Source organism: Thiobacillus denitrificans, assembly GCF_001530125.1.
Taxonomy (GTDB): Bacteria; Pseudomonadota; Gammaproteobacteria; order Burkholderiales; family Thiobacillaceae; genus Thiobacillus; species Thiobacillus denitrificans_C.
In genome coordinates this window covers 15225-29044 of record NZ_LDUG01000022.1, presented here as the reverse complement: position 1 = coordinate 29044, position 13820 = coordinate 15225, and the positions used below count along the sequence as shown (strand labels likewise).

The 13820-nt window shown below is 63.8% G+C and carries 11 protein-coding genes; 1 reads left to right on the top strand and 10 read right to left on the bottom strand.

Annotation, left to right across the window (positions count from 1 at the left end):
• The coding region (locus ABW22_RS16765) for a tyrosine-type recombinase/integrase (protein ID WP_157648592.1) at positions 1–389 on the bottom strand (389 nt) is incomplete at its 3' end.
• A 259-nt stretch (positions 390–648) separates the two neighbouring features.
• Between ABW22_RS16765 and ABW22_RS17290 the strand changes: the two genes are divergently transcribed.
• Positions 649–1110 (top strand): hypothetical protein, encoded by a 462-nt coding sequence (locus ABW22_RS17290; protein WP_157648591.1) that lies wholly within the window; start codon positions 649–651, stop codon positions 1108–1110.
• A 222-nt stretch (positions 1111–1332) separates the two neighbouring features.
• On the opposite strand, the gene ABW22_RS09275 is transcribed toward ABW22_RS17290, so the two are convergent.
• The 9 genes from ABW22_RS09275 to ABW22_RS09235 all read right to left on the bottom strand — a co-directional run bounded on the left by ABW22_RS09275 (position 1333) and on the right by ABW22_RS09235 (position 13805).
• A complete protein-coding gene (locus tag ABW22_RS09275; RefSeq protein WP_059755335.1) occupies positions 1333–2256 on the bottom strand; it encodes a LysR family transcriptional regulator in 924 nt (307 codons plus the stop codon).
• A 2-nt stretch (positions 2257–2258) separates the two neighbouring features.
• The gene (locus ABW22_RS09270; protein WP_059755331.1) at positions 2259–3266 is read right to left on the bottom strand and encodes a phosphonate dehydrogenase; all 1008 of its coding nucleotides are present in this window, start codon (positions 3264–3266) and stop codon (positions 2259–2261) included.
• Between the two features lie 17 nt (positions 3267–3283).
• On the bottom strand, positions 3284–4081 hold the full coding sequence (gene phnE / locus ABW22_RS09265) for a phosphonate ABC transporter, permease protein PhnE (protein WP_059755327.1): 798 nt from the start codon (positions 4079–4081) through the stop codon (positions 3284–3286).
• Positions 4082–4098: 17 nt separating this feature from the next.
• On the bottom strand, positions 4099–4965 hold the full coding sequence (gene phnD / locus ABW22_RS09260) for a phosphate/phosphite/phosphonate ABC transporter substrate-binding protein (RefSeq protein ID WP_059755322.1): 867 nt from the start codon (positions 4963–4965) through the stop codon (positions 4099–4101).
• Between the two features lie 2 nt (positions 4966–4967).
• On the bottom strand, positions 4968–5774 hold the full coding sequence (phnC, locus tag ABW22_RS09255) for a phosphonate ABC transporter ATP-binding protein (RefSeq protein WP_059755320.1): 807 nt from the start codon (positions 5772–5774) through the stop codon (positions 4968–4970).
• 714 nt (positions 5775–6488) lie between these two features.
• Positions 6489–8591 (bottom strand): ATP-dependent helicase, encoded by a 2103-nt coding sequence (locus ABW22_RS09250; RefSeq protein ID WP_059755317.1) that lies wholly within the window; start codon positions 8589–8591, stop codon positions 6489–6491.
• Positions 8592–8670: 79 nt separating this feature from the next.
• Positions 8671–9330: an SOS response-associated peptidase gene (locus ABW22_RS09245; protein ID WP_059755314.1), complete on the bottom strand. Its 660-nt coding sequence runs from the start codon at positions 9328–9330 to the stop codon at positions 8671–8673.
• Positions 9331–9339: 9 nt separating this feature from the next.
• Positions 9340–12405 carry an error-prone DNA polymerase gene (locus ABW22_RS09240; RefSeq protein WP_059755311.1) on the bottom strand — a complete coding sequence of 1022 codons (3066 nt, stop codon included), beginning with the start codon at positions 12403–12405 and terminating at the stop codon, positions 9340–9342.
• Positions 12405–13805: a Y-family DNA polymerase gene (locus ABW22_RS09235; RefSeq protein WP_059755307.1), complete on the bottom strand. Its 1401-nt coding sequence runs from the start codon at positions 13803–13805 to the stop codon at positions 12405–12407. The genes ABW22_RS09240 and ABW22_RS09235 overlap by 1 nt, the downstream gene beginning before the upstream one ends.
• Between the last annotated feature and the right edge of the window lie 15 nt (positions 13806–13820).

Here is a 13820-nt window from a genome sequence, read left to right as displayed (position 1 = left end):
TGGCGGGTAGAAACATGAGGCGATTTCGCCAGGCGACTCGGGAACAGATAGTGCTCCGGCCTCAAATTCGCCTTTTCGACCCATGCCGATACGGCAGACCTGGTCGGTTCGGTCAGTTCGAACTGCACCGGTCGTTGGGTCTTTCGCTGCACGACCATCGCCCGGGGCAATATCTGGTTGCCGTGTGTCACGTCCCGAACGTGCAGATTCACCAGATCGCATCCACGCAACTTGCTGTCGATCGCCAGGTTGAACATGGCCAAGTCACGAACGCGATGTTCGTTCTGGAGGTGGATTCGGATGGCCCAGATGTCCTTGGGTTTGAGTGGTGGCTTTTGGCCGACCAGCTTGCCTTTGTTCCAAGGCTCACGAGATTGATTGGCTTCCATGTCAGACTCCTTCGTGGTTGATGGGAGTCTGATTGTCTTGCCGAGTCGCGGACGGCCGCTTTCAGGTGGGGGGCAGGTTGCGGCCAGAAGCGGTCATTTGAGCATTTCTCCCACAGCAGACATTCCGTCCGGATTATCATTACATATTCGGACACCTCGACGAACCAACCATGGATCAAGCAGTTACGGCACATCAGCATGTTCTGCGAATTTTGATAATACGGACCGACCGGTCTGGTGAATAACTGTTAGGTGTGTAATGAGCAACGATCCTCGACATGATGACTGGCTTGAAACCTACAAATCCCTTGTCACTTTATCGACTGAGGGATTTAAGTTTTGTGCATTTGCAAATGGCGGCGCTGCGGTAGCAATCCTTGCCTACCTCGGCAATGTGGTCAGAAAAGGTTTTACTCCCCCAGACATGAGTACCCCTATGGCCATTTTTTTGGCCGGGTTGGTTCTGTGTGGCTTGGCAATGCTCTTTGCCTATTTCAACCAATTGAGCCGTCTCAACCGTCTCTCCAAGCAGAAAGATCCAAGTAACGATTGGCGCCTTTGGGTGGCGGCAGTGCTGTTCGTTTCAAGCCTTTCTGCATTTGCATGTGGCTCGTGGCAGGCCGTGCTCTCATTCAAACAATTTACGCCTAACCTCTCGGTCGAGAGGGACTGCAACCTTCGCAGCTCCGCTGCTCTGGCAGCCCCTCACCTCCAACGTTGAACGTCTGCTTTCCGAACTGGCCAACTTCCGCTTTGGGTCGGCCGTCCTTCGCTTCCGACGAAAGCGGCCATTTGGCGGCGTACTCCCTAAACGTCGGCAACCTCCGCTACACCGGTCATTCGGTTGGAGCGACGCCACCGGCCGCAATGGCCGACGACCCGCCTGTCACGGCAGGATAATCGACCGTCGCATCCTCGCATCCTCCCGGCCGGAAGCGTCCACTTATAGCGCTGTGCAGACCTGCGGAGCCACTTCTAGTTGGGTGTTCGCCGCCGCTGTGTCTTGATCAAGTAGCCACTTGGCGAGACGTAGCGGCAAGCTGTCGTGACGCAACGTCGCACGCCAGATCACATATAAGGTTTTGCATATCGGGGCGCCTTCAAGGGGGATTGCGCGCAATGTGCCAGCGCGGCATTCCTCGACGACCGTGCTGGAGAGCACAATTGAAACGCCTAAGCCGGCTTTAACCCATCGCTTCACCGCTTCGGTGCTGCCTAGTTGCATCACTTCTTGCATGTCACGTGCGGTTTCCCCCATGTGATGCAAGAGCAATCTTCCAGTGCCAGTGCCGGGTTCGCCACCTAACAAAGGCACGTCTACTAACAAGGCTCGCGGCACTGTGAGCAGCTTCGCCCACGGATGATCGGGCACCACGATCACCACCAACTCCTCTTGCCGCCATGGGCGCGCAATATAGCCAGGACGATCATCCCACCACTCCATGGTGGCAACATCAATTTCGCCGCGCTCCAGTTTGTCGGCGATCACCGGATTTTTCTGAATAACGATTTCGACCGGAAATTGTCCACCCGTCTCCGCCATAAACGACTTGATGTAAGGCTGGAGCAGATAGACGCCGATGTTGGAACTGGCACCAATGCTTACCTGCTGATTGTGCATCAAGTTCAGGACACGCGTGTTTATGCTCAGCAGGCTTTCAGCGTATGGCTGCAGCACTATGCCCGCTTGAGTCGGGGAGCAACCGCTGTGGGATCGCGCGATCAGGCATGTGTTGAGCGCCGCCTCGAGTTTCTGGACATGCTGCGACACTGTGGCTTGCGACAGCGCACGTTCGTGCGCCGCAGCACGGAAATTACCAGCACGGAGCACGGCCAAAAAACTGGCGATGTGCTCAAGGTTCAGCATCGTCAGGCGCTCATCCTTGCTTGCGGTCGATTGATTGCACCCTGAGGTATTTCATTACGGAATACTTGAAGGATGTTGCGTGCCGCCTCGAGTTCGATCTCGAGTCGAACCGTGTCCACGGCTGAGCCGATGTGAGGCGTGAACAAGGTGCGCTCCGTGTCTTCCAGCAGTTTCTGGGGTATGGCGTGCGGGCGGTCTGGGCGCGCCCATTCCTCCATCTCGAAAACGTCGGCGGCATAGCCGGCCAGCCGACCGGAAGCGAGCGCCTCGGCTACCGCCTGCTCGTCCACTACCGAGCCGCGGCAAGTATTAATCAGATAGGCGCCGAACTTCATCTGTGCGAGCGCACTGGCGTCGATCATGTGCAGCGTTTCATCACGGTACGGCACCATAGGCACTACGAAGTCGCTCGCGGCGAGCAGCGCCGCCAGTTCCACGCGTTCGAGATTCCAATGCACTTCCTTTTCCTTGGGCAGCGACAACGGATCGGTGTACAACACGCGCATCTCGTATCCGACTAGACGCTGGGCAATGGCTTGGCCGACCGCACCCATGCCGATGATGCCCAGGGTTTTGCCCGTCAGGCCGCAACCATAGAGCGCGGGACGCCAACCATTGAAACCGCCGCTACGTACAAATTGATCGCCTGCGAGCACTTTGCGCGTTAGACCGATAAGCAGTCCAATGGTCAATTCCGCTGTGGGGATGGTGAGTAGATCTGGCACGTTAGTAATCCACACGCCGTGACGAGTGCAGGCATCGACGTCGTAGTTATCGTAGCCCTTGAGCGCGCATCCGATCACGCGCAGACGTGGGCAGGCACGCAGGAATGCTTCATCCACGCTGTCCGGCATGAAGGTCATAATGGCCTCGGCATCCTGAGCACGCCGCAAAATTTCGTCACTCGCCAGGGTCTCATTGGTAGTGTTAGGAACGACCTCGCAATGGTCGGCCAGAAGTTCGATAACCTCGGGATGTACGCGGTGGGTGAGGATGACTTTTGGTTTCATTTGTTCTTACTCCAGTTTTATTTGAATCGTTTTCTCAGCGCGCCGCTGAAGGCGTCCACCAGCGTCACCATCGCCAGGATTACCAGCAGGATTGCCGAGACATCCTGGTACTGCATGATGCGCAGCGAGCCCATCAGCTCGAAGCCGATACCGCCTGCGCCGACCATGCCCATCACGGTGGAGGCGCGGAAGTTGTACTCCCAGCGGTAAATGGAAATGTCCGCCATCTGCGGCAGCACCTGCGGCAGGACACCGTGCAGGATCACCTGCAGCGGCGTGCCGCCGGCGGCGCGCGCCGCCTCGATCGGCGCCGCATCGGTGTGTTCGATGGCTTCGGCAAAGAATTTCCCAACCATGCCGATCGAGTGCAGGCCGAGCGCCAGCACGCCGGGCAGAGCGCCGAAGCCGACCGCGGCGACGAAGATGATGCCCAGGATCAGTTCCGGGACGGCGCGCAGGGCGTTCAGCATCCCGCGCGCCACCTGATACACGACCGGGTGCGGTGTGGTATTGCGTGCCGCCAGGAACGCGAGCGGCACCGAGAACGCCACCGCCAAGGCCGTGCCGGCGACACTCATGGCGAGCGTGTCGAGCAACGGCTTGATCCAGTTGCGCCAGTCGTTGAAGTTGGGCGGCAACATCTCGCCCAGCAGGCTGAACAGGCTGGGCACGCCCTCCGCCAGACGCGCGCCGTCGAACAGCCCAACGTAATAGGCGCACACCAGGATAACGGCGAGCACCGCGCCGAGCCGCAGTGCGTCCCGGTTCCAGGTGCGCTGTTCGGCGCCAAGCAGCTGATCGTAGGTTTGCGACATGATCGTTCTCTATCCGCTTACTGGAACTTGGACAGATCGATTTTCAGCAGGGGTCCGAGGTTGCGCACCACGTCGTAATCCCGGTCGGTCATGGCCTCGAAGCCATCGGCCTTGAACGCCTTGAGCACCGCGGGGTCCTTGAGGTTCAGGAACGCGCTGCGGATCTTTTCCTTGAGCTCTGGCTTCAGGTTAGAGCGCATCGTCCATGGGTACTGCGGGAACGGCTTGGAGTATTCCAGCACCTTCACCTTGTCCAGACTCACCATTTTGCGCTCGACCATCGACTCGAAGATTGGACGGCTCAGGCCCCCGGCCTGAGCGTGACCGTTCTGCACCGCCAGGGCCACCGCATCGTGCGAACCGACAAAGTGTTCCTTATAGTCGCGCCCAGCATTGAGGCCCTGCTCGGCCAGCACCGATTTCGGGATCAGATGGCTGGAAGTCGAGACCGTGTCGCCGTAGGCCATGTTCTTGCCCTTGATATCGCCGATCGCCTTCACCCCGGACGAGATGTTTGCGATCACCACCGATTGATAAGTGGTGCTGCCCTTGACCTTGAGCGCCGCAAACGGCTCGATCGCGCTCTTCTGCCGCGCCAGCACGTAGGACAACGGCCCGAAGTAGGCGAGGTCGATGCGGCCGTGACGCATGGCCTCGATCATGGACGAGTAGTCGGTGGTGACGATCAGTTCGACATTCTTGCCGAGCTGAGCCTCAAGATAGTCCTTGAGTCCCTGGTTGTTCTTGATGATGGTGGAGGCGTTCTCGTCCGGCAGCAGCGCCACTTTCAGGGTCTGAGGGTCCGGATCGGGAGCGGCTTGCACGAACGCTGGAAGCGACAGGCCGAATAGCGCAGCGGTGATGAACGTCAGGAGCTTTTTCATGGTTAGTCCTCGATGGTTGCGAAATTGTAAGCAGATAGCGTTGGGGCGGTGGGCGCGGTCGCCTCAGTGTTGCTGTGGCCGGCCTGCTGGTAAATGGCCTGCTGCGTGGCCGGCGTGAGCCCGGCTGGGGCGCCGTCGAACACCACGCGCCCGTGGGCGAGACCGATGACGCGGTCGGCATAGGTCTGCGCCAGATCCACCTGATGCAGACTCACCACGGTGGTGATGCCGTCCTCGTGGCCAATGCGGCGCAGTTGCGCCAACACATTGTGCGAAGTCGCCGGGTCAAGGCTCGCCACGGGTTCGTCGGCGAGCATTAGGCGTGGCCGCTGCGCAAGCGCACGAGCGATACCAACGCGCTGCTGCTGACCACCGCTCAACCGATCGGCGCGCTCCAGCGCCTTGTGCAGCAGGCCGACGCGTTCTAGACATTCGAGGGCGATGCGCCGCTCCGCGAGTGGCAGCGGGAACAGGCTGCGCCACGCGGCGTGGTAGCCGATGCGGCCGAGCAGCACGTTGGCGAGCGCGCTCTGGCGGCCGATCAACTGGTGCTGCTGGAAGATCATGCCGGTGCGCTTGCGGTGCTCGTGTAGCCGACGGCGGTCGTCAAGGCTACCCAGCCCCTCAACCGTGATAGTCCCCCCAGAAGGTGGCGTCAGTTGGTTGAGGCAGCGCAGCAGCGTGGACTTGCCCGCGCCAGAGGCGCCCAGCAAAACCGTGAACTCGCCCCGCTGAAAGTGCAGGGAGGTCGGGTGCAGCGCAGTCATACCGCCTGGAAAAGTGACATGGACATCGTTCATCTGGATCATGGCCCCTCCTCGCATCAAAAAATAGGATTCGATTTCATCATCAAGGTGAGCCAAGATTCATGAAAACCAATGGAGGAAAGCTTAGGCGCTCTACGTGACAGGAAAGTGAACGTTGTTTGATGGATTTATGACGGAAACGCAGATGGCCAGCGTATGCGAATCCAGCTAGTTGGGACCGTCACGAGCTACCTGCGGCAGACAAGCTTGCTGAAAATATGCCGTTACTAGAGGAACAAAAGCGTTTTTTCGAATTAGATGCCGGGTAGTTTTTAGTTTGAAATACGCTGAAGCGTTGGAAACCGCAGTCCCTGCGGAACACAAGCGATAGTCGGGCCGGATAGCGCTCCGCTCCTTATCTTCAGTCGAGGAGTTGCCGTTTTAAATTGTGAATGGCTGGAAGAGCCGACAACCGCACATGTCGCGCGGTCAGTCAGAGTGTCCGAAACGGGTCGGGAGTACGCATTCGAGGAAGTCTGAAGCGGACATTCGGCGTTACTGATCTGTGGTCGACCGGTCAGAAGCCCATAGCGGACGTATATTCCATGCAGGGCAAGAGACCCCTTTGGCCGAGAACCGGTCGTAACGTCGCATGCTCCTAAACCCCCGCTCTTAGACGAACGGAGACAATGGGACTAGGACTACACTCGATATGTGGCCGGCCTTAGGGTGAAGTTAAGCAGCCAGTTGCAGTGAAGTGGTTGGGGCCGCCGGCTGTCACTTCCACATTGCCTTCATCTTCGAAAGCAGTTCGACGAATTCGGTTGGCGGCGGGCTTGCGGCTGGCTGAGCGGCAGCCTCCGGCCACACCCGGGTCTCGAACAGCTCCGCCATGCCGGGTGGAATGAAGCGTGTCCTGCCTGCGTAGACATGGCGGTCGCCGTAGCCCTGCTGCTGGGTGATGTAGAAGCGCTGCGGCACCACGATCTGCAGATGATCCTTGGCGCGCGTCATCGCTACGTACAGCAGCCGCCGTTCTTCCTCGATTTCCTGCGGGCTGCCGGTCGCCAGGTCGGAAGGGATGCAGCCGTCTACAGCGTTCAGCAGGGTCACAGCACTCCATTCCTGGCCCTTGGCGGAGTGGATGGTGGAGAGAATCAGATAGTCCTCATCGCGCAACGGCACGCCGGCCTCGTCGCTGGTGGCGTCGGGTGGGTCGAGCGTTAGTTCGGTAAGGAAGCGCTGGCGCGAGGGATAGGTGCGGGCGATCTGGGCGAGCTGGACGATGTCGCCCTGGCGCACCTCCGCATCGCCGTGCAGGCGCTCCAGATGCGGCGCGTACCAGGTTTCGATGGCTTCGAATTCGGTAGGCCACGGCAGCTCGCGGTTGTAGAGCGCGTCGACCAGCGCGAGGAAATCCTGCCAGGCCTGGGCGGCGGCGGGCGGCACGCGCACCTCGCGCAGCGCCATCGCCACGTCCTGCACGCCGGCGAGCAGGTCGAGCACCTGCGCCGCGGTCTTCGGCCCGACGCCGGGCATCAGCTGCAGCACGCGGAAGCCGGCGACGCGGTCGCGCGGGTTTTCGATCCAGCGCAGCACTGCGAGCGCGTCCTTGACGTGCGCGGCATCGAGGAATTTGAGCCCGCCGAACTTCACGAAAGGAATATTGCGCCGCGTGAGTTCGATCTCCAGCGTCGCGCTGTGTTGCGAGGCGCGGAACAGCACCGCCTGCTGTTTGAGCGCGATGCCGGCCTCGCGCCGTGCCAGCACGTCTTCCACCACGAACGCGGCCTGGTCGGTCTCGTCGCGCACGCTCACCAGCTGCGGCCGCTCCGCCGATTCGCGCTCGCTCCACAGCGACTTGCCGTATCCCTCCGCGGCGCGGGCGATCACACCGTTGGCGGCGGCGAGGATGGGCTGGGTGGAGCGGTAGTTGCGCTCGAGCGTGACGATGCGCGCGGGCGGCGTGAACTGCGCGGGGAAGTCGAGGATGTTCTTCACGGTGGCGCCGCGGAAGGCGTAGATCGACTGCGCGTCGTCGCCGACGACCGTCACGCCGCGGCCGTCTGGCTTCAATGCGCGCACGATGCTCGCCTGCAGCGCGTTGGTGTCCTGGTATTCGTCCACCAGCACATGGCTGAAGTGCGCGCCGATCTCCTGCGCCAGCGCGGGCTCCGCCGCCATCTGCGCCCAGTAGAGCAACAGGTCGTCGTAGTCGAGCACGTGCTGCGCCTGTTTCGCCTCGACATAGGCGCGGAACAGGCGCTTGAGGTCGTCTTCCCAGTCGAGGCACCAGGGATAGCGCTTCTGAAGCACCTCGCCCAGGGGGGCGAGCGTGTTGACCACGGCGGAGTAGATGGCAAGGCAGGTGTGCTTGCGCGGAAAGCGCTTTGCCGTATCGGCAAGCGCCAGTTCGTGCCGCGCCAAATTCAGCAGGTCGGCGGAGTCCTCGCGGTCGTGGATGGTGAAGGCCGGGTTGAGGCCGATGCGCGGCGCGTAGTCGCGCAGGAGGCGCGCGCCGACGCTGTGGAAGGTGCCCGCCCAGGCAAGCTTCGCCCCCGCGAGGTGCGGACGGCCGACGGCGACCTGGCGCACGATGCGCTCCGCGCGCCGCGACATTTCCTCCGCAGCACGCCGCGAGAAGGTCAGCAGCAGGATCGATCCCGGGTCGGCGCCCTCGGCGACGAGATGCGCCACGCGGTGCGCCAGCACATTGGTCTTGCCCGACCCCGCGCCGGCGATCACCAGCAGCGGGCCGGCGGGCTCGCCCACCCCGCCGTGCTCGACGGCGCAACGCTGCTCGGGATTCAGGCGCGCCAGATAGGCGTGCGGATCGGGATCGGGCCGGGCTTCGAGGGGGGAATCAACGACGGTTTGCATGCTGTATTTTTATACAGTACCGGTGCCGAAGCAACCCGCGTACGCCGTTTTTTTGCCGGGCTAGGCGGGCTGCGGAATCTCAGGGTGTGTCGATCGGAACCAGGCACGCCGGATCGTCGTTTCGCGCGTTGCTGACCAGGGGGCTGACCGGATAGGCCACCATCTCCTCCGCCGCAACGGCACGCGGCAAGGCGGCCTCCCTGGTCCCGGCGCCCAGCCATGCGTCGTAGTCGGCCGGCGCCAGGATGAGCGGCATGCGGTCGTGCAGCTCGCCCACCAGGGCGTTGGCGTCGACCGTGACGATGGTGCAGCTTTCCACCACCTGGCCGTCGGGGGCAACCCAGTGCTCCCACAGCCCCGCCATGCCGAACAGGGCGTGGTCGCGCATGCGGATGCAGTAGGGCTGCTTGCGCCCCGCGACCGGCTTCCATTCGTAGAAGGCGTCGGCGGGAACCAGGCAGCGGCGATAGCGATACGCGTCGCGAAAAGCGGGCTTGCTGGCGAGCGACTCAGCGCGGGCGTTGGCCAGCTTCGCGCCGATGTGTGCATCTTTGGCCCACCACGGAATCAGGCCCCACTTGAGCAGGGCCAGCAACCTGCCCTCTGCCGTTTCGCGCACCACCGGGATCATCTGGCTGGGGGCGATGTTGTAGCGCGCTTCGATTTTCGGCGCCCACAGCAGGTGGAAGCGCTCGGCGATCACCGCGGGAGGGGAAGTCAGGGCGTATCGTCCGCACATAAGTTGAATCTAGTGGAAATCGCGCGAATGGGTCACCAGATCCCCCAACAGCGGCGTCAGATCCCGCAAGTGCCCGGCGATGAGATGCGCCACCTCGCCCTGCCGCTCCAGCGTTCCGTACACCGCCAGCAGGCGCGCGCCCAATAGCTCGCGTCGCTGCCGCTCGGCCAGATCGCGCCAGACGACGACGTTGACGTGGCCGGTCTCGTCCTCGAGCGTGAGGAAGGTGACGCCGCTCGCGGTGCCGGGGCGCTGGCGGTTGAGGACGAGGCCGGCGGCGCGCACGAGGCGGCCGTGCGGCAGGCGGCTCAATTCCTCGGCGGTGACGATCCTTTCGCGCCGCAGGCGGTCGCGCAACAGTGCGAGCGGGTGGCGGCCGAGGCTCAATCCCAGGCTGGCGTAATCGGCGACCAGATCCTGGCCTTCGGTGAGCGGAAAGAGGTCGGGCTGCGGCTCCGTCACCTGCCCCATCGCGAGCGGCATGCGGCGCTCGATCCCTGCCACGTCCCAATAGGCCTTGCGGCGGTGGCCGGCCAGTCGGGCCAGCGCGCCGGCGGCGGCGAGGTGTTTCAGGTCGCGCTGATCGATACCGCTGCGCGCGGCCAGTTCCTCGACGCTGTCGAAGCGGCCTTGCGCGCGCGCCGCAATGAGGCGGGCCACACCTTCCAGCGAGAGTCCGTTCACCTGTCTCAGGCCCAGGCGCAGGGTCTGCGTGTCGCCCGCCGAGGCTTCCAGCGTGCAGTCCCATTCGCTCGCCAGCACGTCGACCGGCCGCACTTCCACACCGTGGCGGCGCGCGTCCAGCACGATCTGGGCGGGGGCGTAAAAGCCCATCGGTTGGCTGTTCAAGAGCGCGCAGGCGAAGGCCGCCGGCTCGTGGCACTTGAGCCAGGCGGAGACGTACACCAGCAGCGCGAAGCTGGCGGCGTGCGATTCGGGAAACCCGTATTCGCCGAAGCCCTGGATCTGCATGAAGATCTGCCGCGCGAAGTCTTCCTGGTAGCCGCGCGCGCGCATGCCGTCGACCAGGCGCCGCTCGAACTGCTCAAGCCCGCCCTTCCTTCGCCACGCCGCCATTGAGCGGCGCAATTTGTCGGCTTCGCCCGGCGTGAAGCCTGCTGCGACGACGGCGAGCTGCATCACCTGCTCCTGGAAAATCGGCACACCCAGGGTGCGCTCCAGCACACCACGCACTTCCTCGCTCGGATAGGTGACCGGCTCCACCTGTGTGCGCCGGCGCAGGTAGGGATGCACCATGCCGCCCTGGATCGGGCCCGGCCGCACGATCGCGACCTCGATCACCAGGTCGTAGAAGCGGCGCGGCTTCATGCGCGGCAGCATGGCCATCTGCGCGCGCGATTCGATCTGGAACACGCCGACCGTATCCGCGTGCCCGATCATGTCGTAGACCGCCGGGTCTTCGGAAGGAATGTCGCTCATTGCGAATGGCCGCCCGCGTTTCGCGCCCACCAGGTCGAGCGCGCGGCGGATGGCGGAGAGCATGCCGAGCGCGAGCACGTCGATCTTCAGCAGGCCCAGCGCGTCGAGATCGTCCTTGTCCCACTGGATGATGGTGCGCTCTGGCATCGCCGCGTTTTCGATCGGAACCAGATGCGAGAGCTGTCCGCGCGCAATGACGAAGCCGCCGACATGCTGCGAGAGATGGCGCGGGAAGCCCACCAGCTCATCGACCAGCCGCATCAACAACGCCACCTTGCGATTTTCAGGGTCGAAGCCCGCTTCGGCCAGGCGTTCCGGCAGCACCTTGCGGCCGTCCCACCACGCCACCGATTTCGCCAGCCGGTCCACCTGCTCGAGGTCGAAGCCGAGCGCCTTGCCGACGTCGCGCATCGCGCTCTTGGGGCGATAGCTGATCACTGTGGCGGCGAGCGCCGCGCGGTCGCGGCCGTATTTCGCGTAGAGGTACTGGATCACTTCCTCGCGCCGCTCGTGTTCGAAGTCGACGTCGATGTCGGGCGGCTCGTTGCGCTCGCGCGAGATGAAGCGCTCGAACAGCATCTCCATGCAGGCCGGGTTCACCTCGGTAATCCCCAGCGCGTAGCACACCGCCGAATTGGCCGCCGAGCCGCGCCCCTGGCACAGGATGCCGTGCCCCCTGGCGAAGCTGACGATGTCGTGCACGGTGAGGAAATACGGCTCGTATTTGAGCTCCTCGATGAGCGCGAGCTCGTGCTCGACCTGCCCGCGCACCTTGTCCGGCGTGCCATCCGCGAAGCGCCCAGCCAGGCCGGCTTCGGTCAGCTTGCGCAAATAACCGATCGCGGTCTCGCCGGGCGGGACGAGTTCCTCTGGGTATTCGTAGCGCAGTTCGTCGAGCGAAAACTGGCAGCGCGCCGCTATTGCGAGCGTCTCGTCGAGCAGCGCTTGCGGGTAGAGCTGCGCGAGGTCGCTGAACGACCGCAGATGCCGCTCGCCGTTGGGATGGAGCGCTTCGCCGGCGTCGAACACCGGCACGCCAAGGCGGATCGCGGTGAGCGTGTCCTGCATCGCGCGGCGCTCGGCAATGTGCATGTGCACGTCGCCCCCTGCTACCAATGGCAGACCGGCTGCCTGCGCAAGATCGCTTGCCGCGGCGAGCCGCTCGGCGTCGTCGGGCGCACGGAAGAGTTCCACCATGACCCACGCACGGCCTGGAAAGCGTGCAGCGAGGGTTTGCGCGTATTCCAACGTAGGCAGCGAGTCGGTTAACAGTAACGCGAGGCATCCCGGTAGGCCGTCACGCAGATCATCGAGGGAAAGTGCGTAGCGTCCCTTGGTCGCGCTGCGCCTCCCCCGTGTGATGAGTGCGGAGAGATTGCCGTAGCCGGCGCGATTGGTGGCCAGCAGCACGACACACGGGCCGTCGCTGAACCGGATCTCGCTGCCGACGATGAGATTGAGCCCGCATTCCTTCGCCGCCACGTGGGCGCGCACGATGCCGGCGAGCGAACATTCGTCGGTGATCGCCAGCGCCGCGTAGCCCAATTCGTGCGCGCGCGCGACCAGTTCTTCCGCATGCGAGGCGCCGCACAGGAAAGTAAAGTTGGAGAGGCAGTGGAGTTCGGCGTAGACCATCACGCAAACACCCCGTGCACATACCACTCGCCGCTCACGCGGTCGCAGTACACCCACAGCTGCGCGCCGTTGCGGTCTTCCGCCACGTAGTAGTCACGGGCGACATCGCCGTCGTCCCACCAGCCGCTTTCGATGCGCTCGGGCCCCGATGTCAGCTTAAGCCGGCCGTCGTGGCACGGCAGCGGCTTGGGCAACAGCCACAGCGGACGATGGCGGTTGGGTTCAGCAGCCCGCTTCGGCCCCCAGGCGGCGCGCCAGGCGCGCTCGGGGCGGTGGTCGGCGGCGGTCTCAACGCCGTAGACCGCGTCCTTGCCGAGGCGGATGCGTAGGCGCTCCAGCAGGAGGTCGCCGTCGGCCTCGCGGCTTTTCTGGAACAGGTCGGCGCTCGATGCCGACAGCGGCAGGACCAGCGGCGCGCGCAGGACGAGGGTATGCATCGCGGCTTTCAGGCGGGTGCGGCCGAGCGTCTCGCGCAACAGGAGTTGCATGCGCGCCGCATCACGCGTGGGCTTGGCGAACCCGAGCTTGATGACCGTGTTGTTGCGCCGCTCGTGCCGGCAGACGAGCTCCAGTTCCTGCACGCCGGCCTGGCGCAGCATGAGGAATCCTTCCAGCTCTGGCAGCAGTCGGCGTACGGCGAACTGTAGGGCTTCGGCATCGTGCACCGGCGCGGGCAGTTCTAGCGACCGCTCGAAGCTTGCCGGCGGCACGAAGAAGGCAAGCGCCTCGGGTCGCCGGCCCAGGGCGAGGTCGAGCTCGTCGAGCAGTGACTGGCCGAAGCGTCGCGCGACCCCTCCCCGCGGCAGGCGCAGGCAGTCGCCGAGCGTTAGGGCGCCGACCCGCTCCAGCCCCTCCAGCACCGCCGGCGGCTGGTCGAGCAGCGCGAGCGGCAGCGCGGCGAGAATTGTCTCCAGCCGCGCGTGCTCGCGGACGGCTTTTTCGATGCCCGCCTTCGCCAGCAACCAGGCGCCATGTGCGGTCGGTGCGCAGGCCATCGAAGCTGCGTAACCCATCTCGCCGATCCCGCTGCGTGCGAGCTTCAAGAGGTTAGCCAGCCCGCGATGCAGGCTCAGGCAGGTGCTGATTTCGAGCAGCAGACCATCGGGCGGCTCAAGGCTCACCGAGGGCGTGAAGCGCCCCGCCCACACGGCAAGGCCGGCGAGCGATTCCAGCTCGGCGGACGGGTCGCGCTTGCGCACGATCAGTCCGTCCGCCATGGCCTGTGCCGCAGGCGCCGCCATGCCGAGGTGCACGCCGCAGGCTTCGGCGGCGTCGTTGCAGGCGACGACCCAGGTGCGGCCGCCCTGCTTCTCGACCACTGCCAGCGGTTCGGGCACGGCCACGCCGCGGGAAAAGACTTCCAGCGACAGCGAATGAAAATGAAGGGCGAGCCACAGCATGACAACACACTCGCA